At 60.8% G+C, this 21,308-nt stretch carries 21 protein-coding genes; 10 read left to right on the top strand and 11 right to left on the bottom strand.

What is annotated here, in order from left to right; all coding sequences use genetic code 11:
- Positions 1-8 precede the first annotated feature (8 nt).
- From lptC to HX807_RS09660, 8 genes are all read left to right on the top strand, one after another.
- Positions 9-581 carry an LPS export ABC transporter periplasmic protein LptC gene (gene lptC, locus HX807_RS09695; RefSeq protein WP_003216122.1) on the top strand — a complete coding sequence of 191 codons (573 nt, stop codon included), beginning with the start codon at positions 9-11 and terminating at the stop codon, positions 579-581.
- Positions 568-1,140, top strand: a complete 573-nt coding sequence (lptA, locus tag HX807_RS09690; protein ID WP_023659193.1) for a lipopolysaccharide transport periplasmic protein LptA — start codon at positions 568-570, stop codon at positions 1,138-1,140. The genes lptC and lptA overlap by 14 nt, the downstream gene beginning before the upstream one ends.
- Positions 1,140-1,865 (top strand): LPS export ABC transporter ATP-binding protein, encoded by a 726-nt coding sequence (gene lptB / locus HX807_RS09685; RefSeq protein ID WP_003216119.1) that lies wholly within the window; start codon positions 1,140-1,142, stop codon positions 1,863-1,865. Before lptA ends, lptB begins: the two co-directional genes overlap by 1 nt.
- A 184-nt stretch (positions 1,866-2,049) precedes the next feature.
- Positions 2,050-3,543: an RNA polymerase factor sigma-54 gene (locus HX807_RS09680; protein ID WP_003216117.1), complete on the top strand. Its 1,494-nt coding sequence runs from the start codon at positions 2,050-2,052 to the stop codon at positions 3,541-3,543.
- A 75-nt stretch (positions 3,544-3,618) separates the two neighbouring features.
- Positions 3,619-3,924 (top strand): ribosome hibernation-promoting factor, HPF/YfiA family, encoded by a 306-nt coding sequence (gene hpf, locus HX807_RS09675; RefSeq protein ID WP_003216115.1) that lies wholly within the window; start codon positions 3,619-3,621, stop codon positions 3,922-3,924.
- A 12-nt stretch (positions 3,925-3,936) separates the two neighbouring features.
- Complete coding sequence (gene ptsN / locus HX807_RS09670) at positions 3,937-4,401, top strand: PTS IIA-like nitrogen regulatory protein PtsN (RefSeq protein WP_003216114.1); 465 nt, start codon at positions 3,937-3,939, stop codon at positions 4,399-4,401.
- A gap of 2 nt (positions 4,402-4,403) precedes the next feature.
- Entirely contained in the window at positions 4,404-5,261 is an 858-nt protein-coding gene (gene rapZ / locus HX807_RS09665; protein WP_003216111.1) for an RNase adapter RapZ, read from the top strand.
- Positions 5,262-5,277: 16 nt separating this feature from the next.
- On the top strand, positions 5,278-5,550 hold the full coding sequence (locus HX807_RS09660) for an HPr family phosphocarrier protein (protein ID WP_003216108.1): 273 nt from the start codon (positions 5,278-5,280) through the stop codon (positions 5,548-5,550).
- A gap of 20 nt (positions 5,551-5,570) precedes the next feature.
- Here the strand turns inward: HX807_RS09660 and HX807_RS09655 are convergent, their stop codons facing one another.
- Entirely contained in the window at positions 5,571-6,572 is a 1,002-nt protein-coding gene (locus HX807_RS09655) for an SLAC1 anion channel family protein (RefSeq protein ID WP_008434304.1), read from the bottom strand.
- A gap of 114 nt (positions 6,573-6,686) precedes the next feature.
- Between HX807_RS09655 and HX807_RS09650 the strand changes: the two genes are divergently transcribed.
- Positions 6,687-7,637: a GlxA family transcriptional regulator gene (locus HX807_RS09650; RefSeq protein WP_087692865.1), complete on the top strand. Its 951-nt coding sequence runs from the start codon at positions 6,687-6,689 to the stop codon at positions 7,635-7,637.
- Between the two features lie 13 nt (positions 7,638-7,650).
- Here the strand turns inward: HX807_RS09650 and HX807_RS09645 are convergent, their stop codons facing one another.
- From HX807_RS09645 to pmbA, 6 genes are all read right to left on the bottom strand, one after another.
- Complete coding sequence (locus tag HX807_RS09645) at positions 7,651-8,544, bottom strand: ZIP family metal transporter (protein ID WP_003216102.1); 894 nt, start codon at positions 8,542-8,544, stop codon at positions 7,651-7,653.
- A 31-nt stretch (positions 8,545-8,575) separates the two neighbouring features.
- Positions 8,576-9,187 (bottom strand): superoxide dismutase, encoded by a 612-nt coding sequence (locus HX807_RS09640; RefSeq protein WP_003216101.1) that lies wholly within the window; start codon positions 9,185-9,187, stop codon positions 8,576-8,578.
- 1 nt (position 9,188) lies between these two features.
- On the bottom strand, positions 9,189-9,632 hold the full coding sequence (locus HX807_RS09635; protein ID WP_003216099.1) for a hypothetical protein: 444 nt from the start codon (positions 9,630-9,632) through the stop codon (positions 9,189-9,191).
- Positions 9,633-9,659: 27 nt separating this feature from the next.
- Positions 9,660-11,036 carry an aspartate ammonia-lyase gene (locus HX807_RS09630; RefSeq protein ID WP_008434316.1) on the bottom strand — a complete coding sequence of 459 codons (1,377 nt, stop codon included), beginning with the start codon at positions 11,034-11,036 and terminating at the stop codon, positions 9,660-9,662.
- On the bottom strand, positions 11,029-11,424 hold the full coding sequence (locus HX807_RS09625) for a hypothetical protein (RefSeq protein WP_008434319.1): 396 nt from the start codon (positions 11,422-11,424) through the stop codon (positions 11,029-11,031). The genes HX807_RS09630 and HX807_RS09625 overlap by 8 nt, the downstream gene beginning before the upstream one ends.
- 149 nt (positions 11,425-11,573) lie before the next feature.
- Positions 11,574-12,920: a metalloprotease PmbA gene (gene pmbA / locus HX807_RS09620; RefSeq protein ID WP_003216094.1), complete on the bottom strand. Its 1,347-nt coding sequence runs from the start codon at positions 12,918-12,920 to the stop codon at positions 11,574-11,576.
- Positions 12,921-13,028: 108 nt separating this feature from the next.
- Between pmbA and yjgA the strand changes: the two genes are divergently transcribed.
- Positions 13,029-13,550: a ribosome biogenesis factor YjgA gene (gene yjgA, locus HX807_RS09615; RefSeq protein ID WP_003216092.1), complete on the top strand. Its 522-nt coding sequence runs from the start codon at positions 13,029-13,031 to the stop codon at positions 13,548-13,550.
- 45 nt (positions 13,551-13,595) lie between these two features.
- On the opposite strand, the gene tldD is transcribed toward yjgA, so the two are convergent.
- From tldD to rng, 4 genes are all read right to left on the bottom strand, one after another.
- On the bottom strand, positions 13,596-15,038 hold the full coding sequence (tldD, locus tag HX807_RS09610) for a metalloprotease TldD (RefSeq protein ID WP_010170608.1): 1,443 nt from the start codon (positions 15,036-15,038) through the stop codon (positions 13,596-13,598).
- Positions 15,039-15,054: 16 nt separating this feature from the next.
- On the bottom strand, positions 15,055-15,903 hold the full coding sequence (locus tag HX807_RS09605) for a carbon-nitrogen hydrolase family protein (protein ID WP_008437218.1): 849 nt from the start codon (positions 15,901-15,903) through the stop codon (positions 15,055-15,057).
- A 48-nt stretch (positions 15,904-15,951) separates the two neighbouring features.
- A complete protein-coding gene (locus HX807_RS09600; RefSeq protein ID WP_177049802.1) occupies positions 15,952-19,767 on the bottom strand; it encodes a YhdP family protein in 3,816 nt (1,271 codons plus the stop codon).
- A gap of 76 nt (positions 19,768-19,843) precedes the next feature.
- Positions 19,844-21,301, bottom strand: coding sequence for a ribonuclease G (rng, locus tag HX807_RS09595; RefSeq protein WP_003216085.1), 1,458 nt, complete (start codon positions 21,299-21,301; stop codon positions 19,844-19,846).
- Between the last annotated feature and the right edge of the window lie 7 nt (positions 21,302-21,308).

Raw genomic sequence — 21,308 nt, 5'->3', positions numbered from 1 at the left:
AGCGTTTTATGCTGAGTAAAAAGATTCGCAATTTCCTGATACTTGCAGTCATCGCCGCGGTTTTCCTCGCGGTCGGCTACTGGAATATCAGCCCGGAGCGCTTCCTCGACAAGCCGGTTGCACAGGTTGACGAGAGTGCTATCGACTATTACGCCATCAACGCCCACAGCATCCAGTACCTGCCCGATGGCAAGGTCCAGTATGAAATGACCTCCGACAAGGTCGAACACTTGAAGGCATCCGAGGTCACTTTGCTGACCAAGCCGGACATGAACCTGTACCGCGGCGCCGAATTTCCATGGCACGTCACCAGCGAGCGTGGCGAGGTCAACCCGGACGGCACCCAAGTGGAACTGATTGACTCGGTGCGGGTAGCCCGCACTGACGCCAAGAACCGCGACACCATTATTACCAGCAGTCGCATGACCGTATTCCCACAGAAGCAATATGCGCAGACCGAGCAAGACGTTAGAATTGACGGCGCTGGCGGTGTATCGACTGGCAAGGGAATGAAAGCGTATTTGAAAGAAAGCAGGATACACCTGCTATCGAACGTAAGAGGACAGTATGAGGCTCGTTAAAACCCTCCCTATTTTGCTCGGCCTGGGCGCAGCACTGGGAAGCGTGAGCGCCTGGGCTCTGCCGAACGATAGCCAGCAACCGATCCACATTCAGGCTGACGATGCGCAGCTGGATGACAAGCAAGGTATCGCGACCTACACGGGCAGCGTGATCATCACCCAGGGCTCGATGAAAGTGACGGGTAACACCGTGACACTGACTCGTACCCCGGCGGGCGATATCGACGTGGTCACTTCGGTGGGCAACCTGGCGTATTTCGAACAACTGCAGAAAGTGGGCGACCCTACGCCGGTCAAAGGCTATGGCAAGACGATCCAGTACCACGCCCAGCAAAACCGCATCGTGCTGATCGACCAGGCCCGGGTCATCAATGACGGCAACACCACCGACGGCGAAAAAATCGTCTACGACACGGTGAAGCAGATCGCCCAGGCCGGCCGTGCTACCGGCTCGAAAATCAGCACGCCGAAGCCGCGTATCGACATGGTTATCCAGCCGAAGCAGAAACCGGGCGCAGCCCAGCCGGCGCCGAAACCCGACGCGAAGAAGGCGAATTAATGGCAACCCTGAAAGCCCAGCATCTGGCCAAGGCTTATAAAAGCCGTCAGGTCGTGCGTGACGTCAGCCTGTCGATCGACAGCGGCCAGATCGTCGGTTTGCTCGGCCCCAACGGTGCCGGCAAGACCACCTGCTTCTACATGATCGTCGGCCTGGTGCAGGCCGATCAAGGCCGCGTCCTGATCGACGACCTGGACGTGAGCCACCAGCCTATGCACGGCCGTGCGCAAGCGGGTATCGGCTATCTTCCCCAGGAAGCATCGATCTTCCGCAAACTGTCGGTTTCCGACAACATCATGGCCATCCTCGAGACCCGCAAGGAACTCGACCGCGCCGGGCGCAAGAAAGAGCTGGAAAGCCTGCTGCAGGAATTCCACATCAACCACATTCGCGACAACCTCGGCATGAGCCTTTCCGGCGGCGAGCGTCGTCGTGTGGAAATCGCCCGTGCGCTGGCCACGGCGCCCAAGTTCATCCTGCTGGACGAACCTTTCGCCGGTGTCGACCCGATCTCGGTCGGCGACATCAAGCAGATCATCCATCATCTCAAGGCCAAGGGCATCGGTGTATTGATCACCGACCACAACGTCCGTGAGACACTCGATATCTGCGAAACCGCCTACATCGTCAACGATGGACAGCTGATTGCCGAAGGTGACTCTGCCACTATCCTGGCCAACGAACTGGTCAAGGAAGTGTATCTGGGTCACGAGTTCCGCCTGTAAACACGGTGGTATCAGGCCATTCGCCATGGAGCGCGGTAGTCAATAAAAACCTCAGTATTTTTATTGTTACCGCGCTCTAGGCAAAGCCCCCGATATCAGGCATATAATTTGCTTATGTTTGGCGCTCACGCGCCCTGTCGTGGATGGCGCATTGCGCCGGCGAATAAGGTGTTAAGCCCCTGCCATGAAACCATCGCTAGTCCTGAGAATGGGCCAGCAGCTGACGATGACACCGCAGCTGCAACAGGCCATCCGCCTGCTCCAATTGTCGACCCTGGACCTGCAACAGGAAATCCAGGAGGCCCTGGAGTCCAATCCGATGCTCGAACGCCAGGAAGAAGGCGACGACTTCGATAATGCAGACCCGCTGGCCGACAACATCGAGCAAAAGCCCAACCCCGACGTACAGGAACCCTCCTATCAGGAAACCGCCCCCACGGTGGATAACCTTGAGGAAGGCGAATGGAACGAACGCATTCCCAACGAACTTCCCGTGGATACCGCCTGGGAAGACGTCTACCAGACCAGCGCCAGCAGCCTGCCCAGCAACGATGACGACGAGTGGGACTTCACCACCCGCACATCAGCCGGCGAGAGCCTGCAAAGCCATTTGCTCTGGCAGCTGAACCTGGCACCGATGTCCGATACCGATCGCCTGATCGCCGTGACCCTGATCGATTGCATCAACAACCAGGGCTACCTGGACGAGACCCTTGAGGAGATCCTCGAGGCGTTCGACCCGGAACTGGACATCGAACTGGACGAAATCGAAGCCGTCCTGCACCGCATCCAGCAATTCGAGCCGGCCGGCATCGGCGCCCGCAACCTCAGCGAGTGCCTGCTGCTGCAACTGCGCCAATTGCCGGCCAAGACGCCTTGGCTGAGCGAAGCGCAGCGCCTGGTCACCGACTACATCGACCTGCTGGGCAGCCGCGACTACAGCCAGCTGATGCGCCGCATGAAGCTCAAGGAAGATGACCTGCGCCAGATCATCGAGCTGGTGCAGAGCCTCAACCCACGCCCGGGCTCGCAGATCGAGTCCAGCGAAGCCGAATATGTCGTGCCCGACGTGATTGTGCGCAAGGACAACGAACGCTGGCTGGTGGAGCTGAACCAGGAATCGGTGCCGCGCCTGCGGGTCAATCCGCAATACGCAGGTTTTGTGCGCCGCGCCGACACCAGCGCCGATAACACCTTCATGCGTAACCAACTGCAGGAAGCCCGCTGGTTCATCAAGAGCCTGCAAAGCCGCAACGAAACCCTGATGAAAGTCGCCACCCAGATCGTCGAGCACCAGCGCGGCTTCCTGGAATACGGCGATGAAGCAATGAAGCCGCTGGTACTGCACGACATCGCCGAGGCGGTGGGCATGCACGAATCAACGATTTCCCGGGTGACCACGCAAAAATTCATGCATACCCCACGGGGTATATATGAGCTGAAATACTTTTTCTCCAGCCACGTCAGCACCTCCGAAGGCGGCGAATGCTCGTCCACGGCGATCCGCGCGATCATCAAAAAACTGGTTGCCGCGGAAAATCAGAAAAAGCCGTTGAGTGACAGCAAGATCGCTGGTTTACTGGAGGCACAAGGCATTCAGGTCGCCCGTCGAACCGTCGCCAAGTACCGCGAGTCCCTAGGGATCGCGCCTTCCAGCGAGCGTAAGCGTTTGATGTGACGGGCGGGCCATAGCGTTCCAGTGGCGGGTATTCCTACCCGCCGCTTTATGCACTGGCAACGAAGGAGAAGCTGTATGCAAGTCAACATCAGTGGACACCATGTAGAAGTCACCCCTCCATTGCGCGAATACGTCGAGCTGAAGCTGAAGAAGCTTGAGGGCCATTTCGACAAGATCACCAACGTGCAGGTCATCATGAAGGTCGACAAGCTTCAGCAGAAAATCGAAGCGACACTTCAGATACCCGGTGGCGAAGTGGTCGCCAATGCCGAACATGAAGACATGTATGCATCAATCGACTTGCTCACAGACAAGCTTGACCGCCAACTTAAAAAGCATAAGGAAAAGCAGCAGAGCCTTCTTCAAGGCACTGGCCGCTAACACTCCCCACCCATGATCCGACTTGAAACCATCCTGACCCCCGGCCGTTCCCTCGTGAACGTGCCGGGCGGCAGTAAAAAGCGCGCCCTCGAACAAATTGCCAACCTGATCGGCCGCGAAGTGCCCGAACTGGATACGCAAGCTGTGTACGAGGCCCTGATCGCCCGTGAAAAGCTCGGCTCCACCGGCTTTGGCAACGGCATCGCCATTCCTCACTGCCGCCTGCAAGGCTGTGAGTCTCCAGTCAGCGCCCTGCTGCACCTGGACGCCCCTATCGATTTCGACGCCATCGACGGCGCGCCGGTCGACCTGCTGTTCGTGCTGCTGGTCCCGCAAGCTGCCACCGATGCGCACCTGGAACTGCTTCGGCAGATCGCCAGCATGCTCGACCGCAAGGACGTACGCGACAAACTGCGTAGTGCCTCAAGCAATGAGGCGCTCTACCAGGTTGTCCTGGATGAACAAAACGGGCATTAATCATGCGTTTGATCATCGTCAGCGGCCGTTCCGGCTCAGGTAAAAGCACGGCCCTCAATGTTCTTGAGGACAACGGCTTCTATTGCATCGACAACCTGCCCGCCGGCCTGCTACCGGAACTGGCGGAACGCGCGCTGATTCATACCGAGTTGGCGCAACCGCTGGTCGCCGTGTCGATCGACGCCCGCAACCTGCCCAGCCACCTCACACGCTTTCCTGAACTGCTCGAAGAAGTGCGGGCCAAGCATATCCATTGCGATGTGCTGTACCTGGACGCCGACGAAGAGACCCTGCTCAAGCGCTTCTCTGAAACCCGTCGCCGCCACCCGTTGAGCAGCCCTCATCGTTCCCTGGCCGAAGCCATCGAGGACGAGACCAAACTGCTGGGGCCGATCATTGACCTGGCCGACCTCAAGATCAACACCACCAGCCTGAACCTGTATCAACTGCGGGATGCGATCAAGCTGCGTCTGCTGAACCAGCCGGAGCCAGGCACGGCGTTCCTTGTCGAGTCGTTCGGTTTCAAGCGCGGCATGCCGGTAGATGCCGACCTGGTGTTCGATGTGCGCTGCCTGCCCAACCCGTACTGGAAGCCGGAACTGCGCGATCAGTCGGGGCTGGACCAACCTGTGGCCGAGTACCTGGCGGCGCAACCGGATGTCGAGGAAATGTACCAGGACATCTCCAGCTACCTGCTCAAATGGCTGCCGCGTTTTGCGGCCAGCAATCGGGCTTATGTCACCATCGCCATTGGCTGCACCGGCGGCCACCACCGATCCGTCTACCTGACCGAACGCCTGGGCAAGGTGCTGCAACAAACCCTCAAGAACGTCCAGGTTCGCCACCGCGACCTCAGCTGAAAGGAACACCCCCGCGATGCCCGCTCTGGAAATTGAAATCATCAACAAGCTGGGCCTGCACGCCCGGGCCTCGGCCAAGTTCGTCGGCGTCGCCGGGCAGTTCCCTTGCCAGATCCGCGCCGGGCGCACCCCGGAATCCATGGTCGACGGCAAAAGCATCATGGCCATGATGATGCTGGCTGCGGGCAAGGGCACGAAGATTCATTTGAAGACCGAAGGCGAGCAAGAGCAGGAAGCGATGGATGCCCTGGTAGCGTTGATCAATAATTTCTTTGATGAGGGCGAGTAGGTAATCGCCCCTCCCCTGCGTCAGTTGGACAGCAGTTTGCCGTTGAACAGAATCTTCAACGTCTTGACCGTCAGTACGGCCAGGGCGATCGTCAGGAAAGCCAGGATCAGATAGGCAATCGCTTCCAGGATCACGCTTCCTTTGGCATCGGCATATTTCAACGCAGCGTTGCTCAATGCCGCAATCGGAAAGCTGATTGCCCACCAGGCAGGAGAAAAAGGCGCGGCCTGACGGAATACTTTGAATGCCAGCACCCCAAACAGGAACAGGCCAAAGTAGAAGAGCACGCTGGCAAAATAGTCGACGCTGCCAAAGAAGTTGGTGTAAGCCAGAAAGCCGACTTCAAAGGGGGCGATAAGTATCATCAGCGAAGGTGTCATACCTTTGGCCATCACCGGCTCGTGAACCAGACGTGAAAAAATTCGCGTGAAGAACACCAGCGCAATCACACTCCCTACCGCCATCGCGAACAGATTGAACTCGTATGCCCACGCCATGGGCATGTGGGCACCTGTCACCGCGATGTCGAGCGCCGCCACCCCCGGGATCAGCCAGGCAGGCACCGCATATTGCGACTCCTGATTACCGGACAACAGTCGCGAGAGCACAATTGCCGCCAGGATCATGGTCAGCAGGCTACCCAACATCCAAAGCCCCTGGCTGATCAGGGTGCTAGCTGAACCTACGACTGCCGACAGCAGCAGCAACGCGATCGTCACCGTGCCAAAGAAATTTCCTGATATCGGGTGATTGAACTCGGCTTTGACCGCCGCAGGGTATTTAACCCATTTGGTGAGATACCCCGCCACCAGTGCGATAAACACCAGAATGGCAAACCCACCAATGACCGCTCCGATCATTTGCGCGTAAGCCACATATTCACTGGCGGACTGCCAGGCCAGGCTCAGGCCGGCCAACCCCATCACGGCGCCAAACAAATTGATGGGAAGGTTCTTGATGGACCCCGACCGCTCGCTCGATTCGACAGCGAAGGGGGGAAGTGGCGCGTTACAGATGCTCATGCGGGTCTCCGGTTGACGATAAAGCACGTGACGGACAGTGTCGCCTACCTCCCCTCTGTCCTATAGTGTCGCTTAACGACGATTTCAGCCATTTCCACTACGGAGACCGACACCATGCGAATTGCCCTCCTGGCGTTTCCCCGTGTGCAAATGCTGGATGTCGTCGGCCCTGCCGATGTGTTCGCTGAAGCGGCCAGGCAATTGGGTAATTCCCGTGCATACCGGATCTCGGTCATCGGTACCGTCGCCGGGCAGATCAAGGGAACCAATGGGCTTCGCCTGGCCACGGATGACTCCATCGAGACGTTCAAGGGGGCTATCGATACGCTGCTGATCGCTGGAAGCCCCAGCGTGAATGACGTGGCACACGACGCCCACCTGCGGGACTGGGTACGCTACCAGGCCACGCGCGTGCGGCGGATAGGCTCGGTTTGCAGTGGCGCTTTTGTGCTGGGGGCTGCTGGCTTGCTGGTCGGGCGACGCGTCACCACGCACTGGAATTCCAGTGCATTGCTGGCCAGGCAATACCCCGATGCCGTGGTCGAACCGGACAGCATTTTTATCCGCGACGGTAACCTGTACACCTCCGCCGGTGTGACGGCCGGTATGGATCTGGCGCTCGCGTTAGTCGAGGAGGACCACGGCCGTGATTTGGCGCTCAGTGTGGCCAGGGAAATGGTGATGTACTTCAAACGGCCGGGCGGCCAGTCACAGTTCAGCGCCCAACTGGCGGCACAGACCGCAGAGCGCACGAACATTCGCCAGATACAGACCTATATCGTCGACAACCTGGCCGCAGACCTGAGCGTGGCATTGCTGGCCCAGCGCGCTGACATGAGCGAACGCAACTTTGCCCGGGTATTCAAGGCCGAGGGTGGATTCACCCCTGCCGAGTTCGTGGAGCTGGCACGTATCGACCAGGCACGGCGGCTGATCGAAGGCTCGAATGTCTCGCTCAAACGCCTGGCCGATCAGGTCGGCTATGCCAATGTTGATGGGTTCCGGCGCGCCTTCGTTCGCCGCCTGGGCGTTACCCCCAGCGACTACCGCAAGCGCTTCTTGTAGAAGCGCGACAGCCTCAGCCCAACGCCGTATCCATCACCATCATCAAGCAAAACCCGATACACAGCCCCAGGCTGGCGAGCTTGTCATGGCCATTGCGCCGCGACTCGGGAATGACTTCGTGAGTCACCACCAGCAGCATGGCCCCGGCCGCCAGCGCCAGCCCCAGCGGCAACAGCACCTGAGCCAGGCTCACCAGCCAGGCACACAGCACCGCAAACACCGGCTCCACCAGCCCTGACGCCGCGCCGATCAGGAACGCCTTGACCCGCGACATCCCTGCCCCGGCCAGCACCAACGCAATCACCAGTCCCTCCGGCACATCCTGCAAGGCGATACCCATGGCGAGGCTGTCGGCATCCGGCATGCCGCCGCCTGCCGAGACACCCACGGCCATGCCTTCGGGAATGTTGTGGGCAATGATGGCGAACACAAACAGCCAGATACGCGGCGGTATCACCGGATGCTCCGGACTGCCCACCAGCATTTCCGGGGTGGCGCCGGAGACCTTGCGATCCACCAGATACAGCCCGAACGCGCCCAGCATGATGCCGAAACTGATCAATCCACTGGCAGCCCATGGCGTCAGCCCCAGGCTTTGGGCAGCCGCAATACCCGGCACGATCAGCGAAAACGCCGTAGCGGCCAACATCACCCCGGCACCGAAGCCGAGCAGCGTGTCGCTCACCGCCAATGGCATCCGGCGGATCACCAGTACCGGCACGGCACCCAGGGCGGTGCCGAGCGCGCAGATGGCCCCGCCCTGCAAGGCACGCAGGATGCGCGGTTCCAGGTCAAGCCAGGCCAGCCCTTGGGCCACCAGCAATGCAGTTCCTGCCAATAGCAGCAGCGAGCCAAACGCATAACGAAACATTCGCACGCTGCTGATCGCCAGTGTTTCAGTGCCCATAGTCGGCCTTAGATCTTGTTATAGAGGAGTTTCAGCCCAGCGCAGCCTGGTAGCGGCCGGCAACTTCCGGCCAGTTGATGACGCTGTAGAACGCATTGATGTATTCCGGACGACGGTTCTGGTACAGCAGGTAATAAGCGTGTTCCCAGACGTCCAGGCCGAGGATTGGCGTATTGCCGTTCATCAACGGGCTGTCCTGGTTGCCGCTGCTTTCCACCACCAGGGTCTTTTGCGGCGTCACGCTCAACCACGCCCAGCCGCTGCCGAAACGGGTCAAGGCAGCTTTGGTGAAGGCCTCTTTGAAGGCGTCGAAACCGCCCAACTGCTCGTCGATGGCGTTACCCAGCGCGCCGTCTGGCTTGCCGCCGCCCTTGGGCGACATGACAGCCCAGAACAACGAGTGGTTGGCGTGGCCGCCGCCCTGGTTGATCACCGCCGCCCGGAGTTTTTCCGGCAGTTGCTGGACGCTGGACACCAGTTTCTCCACCGGCCAAGCGGCAAACTCGGTGCCTTCGACGGCTGCGTTGAGGTTGTTGATGTAGGTCTGGTGGTGCTTGGTGTAGTGGATCTCCATGGTTTGCGCGTCGATATGCGGTTCAAGGGCATCGTAGGCGTAAGGCAAGGCCGGCAAGGTGTAGGACATATCAATGAGCTCCATAAAAAGGGCTGTTGCGGGTCGACGCATCCGATGGCGCCACGTTGCTGCCCAGCAGGCGGTGGGTACGTGGGTACTCACCGTGATCGCTGATGAAATTCAGCAGTTCGACGTAGGTCTTGCTGCTCTGGCGCAGGGCCGCTTCCCGCAATAGCGGGTTAAGACGGGTGTCTTGCATGGTCTGCAACAGGCGCTGGTGAATGGCGCAGAGGTATTCCGCGCTTTCTTCCGGCTGGTTCAGGCGCAAGTGCAGGTCGGCCAGGTTGTGATGGGAAATGACGCAAGCCGCCACCGCTTCGTCGGCATCCGCCCAGCGCTCAAACAACACTTGAGCCAGCGCCAGGGCTTGCAGGTAGGCCTCGCGGGCATCTACCAGCTCGCCCGCCATAAAGCAGCGATTGGCCCGTTCGATCGTGCGTTTCCAGTGCTCCATGGTGAGCCTCCAAAGCAGGGTCGGTGATTACACGCCGCCGGCCGTGAGCTTTTCCGGATCCAGCAGGATTTCCAGTTGGCTGCGGGGCAAGTCGGTATGTTCGAGCGCCACATCAATCACCGGACGGCCTTGTTGATAGGCCTTCTTGGCGATTTCGGCGGCCTTTTGGTAACCGATGATCGGGTTGAGTGCGGTCACCAGGATCGGATTGCGCGACAGCGCTTCCTTGAGCTTGGCTTCGTTGACCTTGAAGCTGGCGATGGCCTTGTCGGCCAGCAGGCGGCTGGAGTTGGCCAGCAACTCCAGGCTGCCGAGCAGGTTCTGGGCAATGATCGGCAGCATCACGTTGAGTTCGAAGTTGCCGGACTGGCCGGCGATGGTAATCACCGTGTCGTTGCCGATGACTTGTGCGGCAACCATGGCGGTGGCTTCCGGGATCACCGGGTTGACCTTGCCGGGCATGATCGAAGAGCCCGGCTGCAGGCCTTCCAGCTCGATTTCACCAAGGCCCGCCAATGGGCCGGAGTTCATCCAGCGCAGGTCGTTGGCGATTTTCATCAGGGACACGGCGGTGGTCTTGAGCTGCCCGGAGACCGCGACGGCCGTGTCCTGGGAGCCGATCAGCGCGAACAGGTTCTTGCCTGGGGTGAACTGGACGTGGGTCAGGCTGCTCAGTTGCTGGCTGAAGCGCGCTGCAAACTCCGGATGCGCATTGATCCCGGTGCCGACTGCAGTGCCACCCTGGGCCAGCGCCTGCAAGCTCGGCAGCAGGTCTTGCAGATGGCCGATATTGGCCTTGAGCTGCTGCGCCCAGCCATTGAGCACCTGGCTCATGCGCACCGGCATGGCGTCCATCAGATGCGTCCGACCGGTCTTGACGAAACGGTGCACCTCCTCGGCCTTGTGCTCGATCACCTGGACCAGGTGCAGCAGCGCCGGCAGGGTTTGCTCATGCAGCACCAGCGCCGCGCTGACGTGAATGGTGGTGGGGATGATGTCGTTGCTGCTCTGGCCGCAGTTGACGTGATCGTTAGGGTTGACCGGCTCGCCCAGCAAGCGGCTGGCGAGGGTCGCAATCACTTCGTTGGCGTTCATGTTGGAGCTGGTGCCGGAACCGGTCTGGAAGATATCCACCGGGAAATGCTGCATGAAATCGCCTTCCAGCAAGCCTTGGGCGGCATCAACGATGGCCTTGCCCTGGGCTTCGCTCAGTTGTTTCAGCTCGACGTTGGCTTTAGCGGCGGCAGCCTTGGCCAGGATCAACGCACGAATGAACTGCGCCGGCATGCGCTGGTGGCTGATGGGAAAGTTGTTCACCGCACGCTGGGTTTGTGCGCCATACAGGGCCTCGGCGGGCACTTGCAGTTCGCCCATGCTGTCGCGTTCGATACGGGTGTTACTCATCGGAAGATCCTTGCACCAGGTCAGAGTGAGAAATCGATGGCAGCAATTCGCAGGTCGCCAATTGCCAGGCAAAGGTCTGCCAGCGCTTGAGGCGGCAGGCACAGTGGGAAAGTTTTTCTAGGTCGCGCAACGGGCGCCAGGCCTGGTCCAGGCACATGGACCGCCAGTGCCAGGGCAAGGCGATGTCGGAGGCGGTGTCCAGCAGCAGGCGGAATGAGGTTTCGCCGATGGTCCACGGGTGGGTCGCAGTGCAACAGGCGAGGTACCGGCCTTCGGCCAGATAATGTTCGATCAGGCGGGGCTCGTCGGGAGCAAGGCCGCAACGAATCTGACGACTCATCCAACGCCAGCTTTCCAGGTAGGGATCCTCATGCAGGACAGAACTCATGATCCACACTCATTCGGTAATGATATTTATTATTAAATGATATTGAGAATCAAAACAAGAGCCTGAGGAAATCACTCGGAATTCCAGGCACAAAAAAAGGCGCGCCACCCAATGGGTGGCGCGCCTTCTTTATGGCGTCTGTCGGCGGATTAGCTGCCGGCGACTGTCATCTTTTCGATCAACACCGAACCGGTGCGGATGTTGCTGCGCAGTTCCAGGTCATTACCCACCGCGACAATCTGCTTGAACATGTCACGCATGTTGCCCGCGATGGTCACTTCCTGCACGGCGAACTGGATTTCGCCGTTTTCCACCCAGAAACCCGCCGCACCACGGGAGTAATCACCCGTGACCATATTCAGACCATGGCCCATCAACTCGGTGACCAGCAAGCCACGGCCCATGCGCCGCAACAGCGCCGCCTGGTCTTCATCGCCATGGGTGATGAACAGGTTGTGTACGCCACCGGAGTTGGCGGTGCTTGGCAGGCCGAGTTTGCGACCGGCGTAGGTGCCCAGCACATAGGACACCAGCTCACCGTTCTCGACGAACGGCTTGGCATAGGTGGCCAGGCCATCACCGTCAAACGACGAACTGCCCATGGCGCGCATCAGGTGCGGGCGCTCATCGATGGTCAGCCATTCCGGGAACAGCTTCTGGCCAATCGCACCTTCCAGGAACGACGACTTGCGGTACAGGTTGCCGCCGGAAATCGCCCCAAGGAAACTGCCGAACAAACCACCGGCCAGTTCCGCCGAGAACAACACCGGCACTTCACAGGTCGGCACCGGGCGCGCGCCCAGGCGGCTGGCAGCACGCTGCGCGGCACGCTGGCCGATGAGTACCGGGTCCATCAGCAATTCGCCCTGGCGGTTCACGTCGTACCAGTAATCACGCTGCATCTGGCCGTTGGCTTCGGCGATCATCACGCAACTCAGGCTGTGACGCGTCGAGGCATAACCGCCGATAAAACCGTGGCTGTTGCCGTATACGCGGCAACCCTGATGAGTACTCAAGGTGGTGCCATCGGCGTTCTTGATCCGGCTGTCGGCATCGAATGCCGCCGCTTCACAGGTCAAAGCCTGTTCAATAGCCTGTTCCGGGGTGATGTCCCAGGCATGGAACAGGTCAAAATCCTTCAAGTCCCGAGCCATCAGGGCTGCATCAGCCAGGCCGGAGCTTTCATCTTCGGAGGTATGCTTGGCAATCGCCAGCGCTGCTGCAACGGTTTCGCGAATCGCTTCCGGGCCGCTGGCAGAAGTGCTGGCCGAGCCCTTGCGCTGGCCCACGTACAAGGTGATGCCAAACCCCTGGTCGCGGTTGAATTCGACGGTTTCCACTTCCCGCTGGCGCACCGAAGTCGACAACCCCTGCTCCAGGGACACCGCCACTTCACAGGCACTGGCCCCCTGGCGCTTGGCCTCGGCAATGATCTGCTCGACTTGTTCCTGCAGTGCCGGTAACGCTTGCGGACCGACGCTTTGGGCTGCACTCATGGTTTTCTCCACTCAAATTCTGCTTTCGGTTAAGGCCTTCTAGCGACCGGGCCGGACAAGCGGCCCCCGACTGGTTATCATGGCGGCGTTTCTTTGCGGACTGCCACCATGGTTGATTCTTACGACGACTCCCTCGATGGGGAGAAAAGCAAATCTCAGGTCAAACGCGAGCTGCATGCTCTGGTTGACCTCGGCGAGCGCCTTACAACACTCAAGCCTGACTTGTGTGCAAAACTGCCATTGACCGACGCCCTGCGCCGGGCTCTGAACGATGCGCCCAAGCACACCGCGAATATCGCGCGTAAACGGCACCTCATGTTCATCGGCAAACTGATGCGCGACCAGGACACTGACGCCATTCTGACGTTGCTCGATCAACTCGATGCCTCCACTCGCCAGTACAACGAGCGCTTCCATAACCTGGAACGCTGGCGCGATCGCCTGATCGCTGGCGATGACGCGGTACTGGAGAAGTTCGTCATCGAGTACCCGGATGCCGATCGCCAACAATTGCGCTCCCTGATCCGTCAGGCCCAGCACGAACTGGCGCAAAGCAAGCCACCGGCCTCCAGCCGAAAAATCTTCAAATACATCCGTGAGCTGGACGATAGTCAACGCGGCCTGCGCTGACCCTCTTCCCCGGGTGGCGGCCTTCGCCACCCGAAGCTCCCGTTCTTACGACCCCGTGCCACCCACGGTGATCGCATCGATTTTCAAGGTTGGCTGGCCGACACCCACCGGCACCGACTGACCATCCTTGCCGCACGTCCCCACACCGCTGTCCAGCGACAGGTCGTTACCGACCATCGACACCTTGCTCATGGCTTCCGGGCCGTTGCCAATCAACGTTGCACCCTTGACCGGCGCGGTGATCTTGCCGTCTTCGATCAAATACGCCTCGCTGGTGGAGAACACGAACTTACCGCTGGTGATGTCCACCTGCCCACCACCGAGGTTGGCGCAGTAGATGCCGCGTTTCACCGAGGCGATGATTTCGGCCGGATCGCTTTCGCCGCCGAGCATGTAGGTGTTGGTCATGCGCGGCATCGGCAGGTGCGCGTAGGACTCGCGACGACCGTTACCGGTGCGGGCCACGCCCATCAGGCGCGCGTTGAGCTTGTCTTGCATGTAGCCCTTGAGCACACCGTTTTCGATCAGCGTGGTGCACTCGGTCGGGGTGCCTTCGTCATCGACGCTCAACGAACCGCGACGCCCGGCCAGGGTACCGTCATCGACGATGGTGCAGAGCTTGGACGCAACCATCTCGCCCATGCGCCCGCTGTAGGCGGAACTGCCCTTGCGGTTGAAATCACCTTCCAGGCCGTGGCCCACCGCTTCATGCAGCAGCACGCCGGACCAGCCAGAGCCCAATACCACCGGCAACGTACCCGCCGGGGCCGGAATTGCTTCCAGATTGACCAGGGCCTGGCGCAACGCTTCACGGGCATACCCCATGGCGCGGTCTTCGGTGAGGAAATAACGGTAGTCGGTACGCCCGCCGCCGCCGTGGCCACCGCGCTCGCGACGGCCATTCTGTTCGACGATCACGCTGACATTGAAGCGCACCAGCGGCCGCACATCCGCCGCCAGGCCGCCATCGGTGGAGGCCACGAGGATGCGTTCCCACACCCCGGCCATGCTTACGGTGACTTGCTGGATACGCGGGTCCAGGGCACGGGTCGCCGCGTCCACACGCTTGAGCAGCTCGACCTTTTCGGCGCGGCTGATCACTTCCAATGGGTTATCCGGGGCATACAGCTGGGCCACGTCCTGGGTGCTGAACGCCTGCACCGTGCCGTTTTGCCCGGCACGGGAGATCGAACGCGCTGCGCGAGCCGCCAGCCCCAGGGCTTCCAGGGTGATGGCGTTGCTGTAGGCAAAGCCGGTTTTTTCACCGGACTGCGCACGCACACCCACGCCTTGGTCGAGGTTGAAGCTGCCTTCCTTGACGATCCCGTCTTCCAGGGCCCAGGACTCGGAAATCTGCCCCTGGAAATACAGGTCGGCCGCGTCGATGCCTGGCCCGGCCAGATCGCCGAGGACCGTTTGCAAGCTTTCGATGGTCACGCCACCAGGCGCCAGGAGGTGTTCACTGACTGAGGACAACAACTCGCTCATAGGTTTGGCCTTAAATTCATCGTTCTGAAGCAGGTCGCTGTGCGCCCTGCGAGAAAAAGCGCCGGTGGCCCGCCACCGGCATGCGCGTCCGTATCGACGCCTGTTCGCTGCTATCGCGTTCGGCCAACAACACCGCCTCGCCTTGATCCTGTTGTGCCAGCACGCGCCCCCATGGGTCGATGATCGCTGCATGCCCGAAGGTTTCCCTGGGCCCCGGATGCACGCCACCCTGGGCGGCCGCCAGCAGGTAGCACTGGGTCTCGATGGCACGCGCACGGATCAGCACATCCCAGTGCGCGGCGCCGGTTACCGCTGTAAAGGCCGAGGGCGCGGTGATCAACTCGGCACCCGCAGCGCGCAATTCGCTGTATAGCTCCGGGAAGCGCAAGTCGTAACACACCGTCAGCCCCAGGCGGCCGACCGGCGTATCCGCGACGACCACCTGGCTACCATGAGCATAGTCATCGGATTCACGATAACGACCCCGGGCATCGGCCACATCGACATCGAACAGGTGCAGCTTGTCGTAGCGGGCAACGATTTCGCCCTGATCATCGATCAGCAGCGAGCAGGCATTGGACTTGGCGTTCGGCTGATCCTTTGGGGGCAGCGGCAAAGTGCCGGCCACTATCCATAAGGTGAGGTCGCGGGCGGTCTGTTTCAACCATGGCAGGATCGGACCTTCGCCCAAGGCCTCGGCGCGACCGATATCGGCCACATCGCGACGGCCCATGGCGGCGAAGTTTTCCGGGAGTACCGCAAGCCTTGCACCGCCCGCCGCCGCTTGCTCCAGCAGGCGCCGGGCCTGGGCCAGGTTGGCCAGCACATCGCTTTGGCTGACCATTTGAATTACCGCAAAGGACATGGGCCCACACTCCAGAAAAGGCATGAGGCCATGCTACTCCACAGGTACTCAGTTTGGCTTTTCAAATGGCTTGTCGAAGGTGATTTTCGGGTCCTTCCACGGGCCTTCTACCTTGTACTGCACGCTGGCGAAACGCGAAACACGGTCGCCAATCAGCTTGTCGATCAGGAACAGCGCCCCGCCAATGGCCGGCGCGCCGACGATCAATGCAGCAATCGGCAGGTTGTTGGTGACCGGCAGCGTCACCAGCAACTTGGCATCGACGCGGTCTGCCACCAGGTCCAGGGTGCCGTTGATCTCCAGGTTACTCGACGGGCCGGTCATGGTGATCGGCTCACGGGTTACAAACACGCCGTTACTGGCGGCCAGCAAGCCCTTGACCCGGTCATAACTCAAGCCCTTGCCAAGCAGGTCCGAGAAGTCCAGGCGCAACCGGCGACCGATGGAGTTGAAGTTCAGCAAGCCAAACACCCGCAGGGCCTGCGCACCGCCGTCCACTTCAACAAACTGGCCTTTGCGGAAACTGGCGTCCAGGCTGCCGGAGAAACGCTTGGGACCTACCCAGGCCGGCGAACCCGGCCAGCGGCCGTCCACGTCCACGTGAAAATCTTCGCTGGTCACGCTCGGCGCAAATCCCCAGCCCTTGAGCACGTCGCCAATGTTCTTGCCATCGAGGCGGCCCTTGTACCAACTGCTGCTGGCACCGGGTGCACCTTCCCAACCGCCGGCGCCCTGGAGCACCATGCCCTTGAGCCCCAGGTTCAGGCTGTTGAACGCCATGCCCCTGGTGGTCGGGCGAACTTTCAGAGACCAGGCACCTACCAGGTCCGGGCCCTGGAACAACTGGGCAATCGAGATATCCAGCGCGGGAATATCCTTGGGATCAACATCAGCCAATGGGTCCGGCGCATTTTCATCCGCCTGCACGGTCGGATCCACCGCAGGCAGCTTCACGTACTGCAGGTTGACTGCAATCGGCGCGCCCTTGGCGTCCGGCAACCCCACGGTACCCTTGGCCTGCTGGCTGTCGAACTGCAAGCCCCAGGCAGCGGGTTTGCGGTCCAGCTGCACGCTGACCTGGTCGAACTGGGTGCCGAAACCGGTCAGCTTGCCGACCTTGAAATCGGCCCCGCTCAACAACTGCTTGGCGCTGCCACCCGGGTCGTTGCCGGCGTAGCGGTCCACGAGCTTTTTCCAGGGGTCGATATCCAGCTCCGACAACACGCCGCGGATTCGCAAGCCCTTGCCGGCCGGCAACACCGCATCGCCATCTCCCAGGAACAGCTCACCCCGGCCGTCGGCGAAATTGTCCGCCGGGGCGGCGAAGGTGAAGCTGCCCAACTCGCCATAATCGAACCAGTAACGGCGCTCCTTACCCTGCAAGGTCATGCGGAACACACTGTCGCGGCCCTGGCTCGCCGGCATACCGAACGGCGCCGGCAGGTCCACGGCCACGCCCTTGAGGTTGGAGCTGACCATCAACTGGCTGTCGGCGCCATCGAGGTTGAGCTGCAATTGGTAGGGGATATCGCCGGACACCGGCAACGGCTGGCTGACCTTCAGCCAGTCAGTCAGCCGCTTGACGGTCACCTGCCCTTTCGCGGTGACGCGGGTGTTGAGGTCGCCTGGCTTGCCATCGGCGAAAATCTGCGCGGTGATCGGTCGGTCGAAGGCCTGGGCGCTGATGTTCTGGCCACTCAGGCCCTTGGCGCTGTCGAAGCGGAAATCACCCTTGAGCTGGCTCAGGTCCAGCGTAGGCTCGGCCAGTTGCAGGCGGGACTTGTCGGTCTTGAAATCCACCACGATCTTGGGATCGGCGCCCTTGGCCAGGGGAATATCCAGGTCCAGCTTGCCTTGCAGGTCGCCCTCGCCTTTCCAGCCGGCGAAGGTCGAGGCGGTGCCGATCGGCGCTTCCTGAAGGATTTTCAGGCCATCGCCCAGGCCACCGGCAAAGTTGCCGGTGAGCAGCAGGTGGCTGTCCTTGCCTTCGGGGGCGTGGGGAATGTTGACGTAGATATCATTGACCTTGGTGTCGAGCAGCTGGCCCTTGCTGGCCAGGATGCGCACGCCGCTTTCCTCGACAAACACTTCACCCTTGACCTTGCTCACGTGCGGCCAGCCCGGCTGGAATGCCAGCTCGGCATCATGCACCTTGAAGAACAGGCTGATATTGCGCGAGGCAGGCAGTGCGTCGTGGTTCAGCGAGCCTTGGTACTGGAAGAAGCCCTCGTCCACTGCCCCCTTGAGAATCGCAGTGCGCAGCCACTCATCGAGTGCCGGGCTCAACACCGCCGGCAGGTATTTGGGGGTGAAGCGCCCATCGCCGTCGACCATACCGACCCGCAGGTCCATGTAGTCTTCCTGGCTATGGTCGAAATGCAGGCGAATCAGGAAGTCGGCGGCGACCTTGCCCTCCTCGCCCAGCACCTTGATATACGGCGCGATCAGGGTGAAGCCTTCCTTGTCGAGCTTCCACGTCAGGCGGGCGTTGGCCTGGATGTACTGCCAGGGCTTGGCGAAGATCGGAAACAGGTGCAAGGAGAAATCCTTGCTGTCCATGCGCAGCTCACCCTTGCCCAGGTCACCGCTGATGCTGCCGCTGACATTGCGGGCTGCCGGCGCGCCGAAGTAAGCGTCGAAACCAATACGGTCGAGGTTGGCCGCGAAGCTCACGCGCTGGTCGGTGGTGTCTTGAGGCCGATAATCCAGCGACACGTTCCGCAGCGTGCCAGTGGCCTTCAGATGATCCAGGGTGGTGGCCACGGCTTCCGGCAAGGGTGCCAAGGCGTGCAGCAATGGCGTGATCGGTGTCAGGTCGAGGCGATCGGCCTGCAGGTTCCAGACTTCCTGGGCCTTGTCGGTGGCCAGGGTTTGCTGCAGTTGCAGGCGCGATTCCCAGCGGGTGTCGCCGAGGTTCATTGCGAGCGAGTCAAACAGCACCTTGAGGCCGCTGTCACTGCGTTGCAGGTACGCAGTGAGGGCCAGGTTCTCAATATGAGTCGGCTTGCGATCGGCATAGCTGCCCTTGAGCTGCGGAGCGTTGAGGCGCACGGCGGCGCTTTGCACGGTGCCCTTGGCCCAGGTCAGCCAGAATTCGCCGCCAGCCTTGAGTTCGGAAAGTTTCCATTGCTGGGTCAGTTTTGCCGGGATCCATTTTGCCCAGTCACTCTGGGGCAAGCTCAGGTAAGCCTCGGCTTCGCCGTCTTTCCACTGGCTGGCGCGGATTCGGGTGCGCAGGTTCAACGCCAGGGGCTGGCCGTCGGGCAGGGTCAGGCGCGCGTCCAGGCGCTGGCGGTTGGCGCCGGTCTGCAGGCTCACGCCGACATAGGTCAAGGTCAGCGGAGCCTGGTCGAACGGCTGCAGCGTCACCTGGCTGTCGAGCAATGAAACCTGCCCGACCATTTGCATGCGCGTCAGCAGTTGTTCGGGATCCAGCGGCTGGTCATCCTGCACCGGCAGGCCTTGCAGCGCCCAGTGGCCGTCCTGGTCTTCCTTCACGCTGACTTGCAGGCCGCTGACTTCCAGGTGGGCAATGCGCACTTCACGCGCCAGCAGGCTGGCCCAGATATCCGGCACCACTTGCACCTGGTCCAGGCGCAGGGCGCTGCTGCCCTCGCCGACCATCACGTCGTGAGCCAACAATACCGGCGCGAAGCCACTCCAGCGCCCTTCCAGGCTGCCGATGTTCATGGGCATATCCAGCGCAATACGCGCCTTGGCCTCGATTTCGCCACGGTATTCCGCCACCAACGGCGTCAATTCACGGCCCAGGCTCACGTACACCGCCGCCAATACCAGCAGCAAGGCGCACAGGCCGAGGCCCCAGCGGGTCAATGCGGCAAAAAAGCGTATCAGACGCTCCATGTCAGGCGACCCTCAAAGGCAATAGTCGGACGGCAGATCAAGGCCTGCCCGTCTCGTTGATAAGAACTAACGCGAATCAGAGCAGCACCACGTCATATTGTTCCTGGGAATACATGGTTTCGACCTGGAAGCGAATGGTGCGCCCGATAAAACCCTCCAGCTCGGCTACGTTGCCGGATTCTTCATCCAGCAAACGGTCGACCACCTTCTGGTTAGCCAGAACTCTATAGCCCTCGGCCTGGTAGGCGCGTGCCTCCCGTAAGATTTCCCGGAAAATCTCGTAGCAAACCGTTTCCGGGGTCTTCAACTTACCGCGCCCCTGGCAACTGCTGCACGGCTCGCACAGCACTTGCTCCAGGCTTTCGCGGGTGCGCTTGCGGGTCATCTGCACCAGGCCCAGCTCGGTGATGCCGATGATGTTGGTCTTGGCGTGATCGCGCTCCAGTTGCTTCTCCAGGGTACGCAGCACCTGGCGCTGGTGCTCTTCGTCTTCCATGTCGATGAAGTCGATGATGATGATCCCGCCCAGGTTGCGCAGGCGCAGCTGGCGGGCGATCGCGGTGGCCGCTTCGAGGTTGGTCTTGAAGATGGTTTCTTCGAGATTGCGATGGCCCACAAAGGCACCGGTATTCACGTCGATAGTGCTCATGGCTTCCGCCGGGTCCACCACCAGGTAACCGCCGGACTTGAGCGGCACTTTGCGCTCAAGGGCTTTCTGGATTTCGTCTTCGACGCCATACAGGTCGAAAATCGGCCGCTCGCCGGGGTAATGCTCCAGGCGATCGGCGATTTCCGGCATCAGCTCGGCAACAAATTGCGTAGTGCGCTGGAAGGTTTCCCGCGAGTCGATGCGAATTTTCTCGATCTTCGGGCTGACCAGGTCGCGCAAGGTGCGCAGGGCCAGGCCGAGATCTTCGTAGATCACGCTGGGGGCGCCAATGGTCTTGATCTGCGCGCCGATCTGGTCCCAGAGGCGGCGCAGGTAGCGGATGTCCATGAGGATTTCATCGGCACCGGCACCTTCTGCGGCAGTACGCAGGATAAAGCCGCCGGCCTCCTTGATACCTTCCAGCGCCACGCAGTCACTGACCACCTTTTTCAGGCGCTCGCGCTCGGCTTCGTCTTCGATTTTCAGGGAAATACCGACGTGGGCCGTGCGCGGCATGTACACCAGGTAGCGCGAAGGAATCGACAGTTGCGTGGTCAGGCGTGCGCCCTTTGAGCCAATCGGATCCTTGGTGACTTGCACCACCAGGCTCTGCCCTTCGTGCACCAGGGCGCTGATGCTTTCGACCGCCGGGCCTTCGCGCAGGGAGATTTCCGAAGCATGGATAAACGCAGCGCGGTCCAGGCCGATGTCGACGAACGCCGCTTGCATCCCCGGTAACACACGCACGACCTTGCCTTTATAAATATTGCCGACGATCCCGCGCTTTTGGGTGCGCTCGACGTGCACTTCTTGCAGAACACCGTTCTCTACCACCGCCACGCGCGATTCCATCGGCGTGATATTGATCAGAATCTCTTCACTCATGGCTGGG

This window comes from Pseudomonas sp. D8002, from assembly GCF_013385695.1.
GTDB lineage: Bacteria > Pseudomonadota > Gammaproteobacteria > Pseudomonadales > Pseudomonadaceae > Aquipseudomonas.
This window is presented reverse-complemented; position numbering and strand designations above follow the sequence as displayed.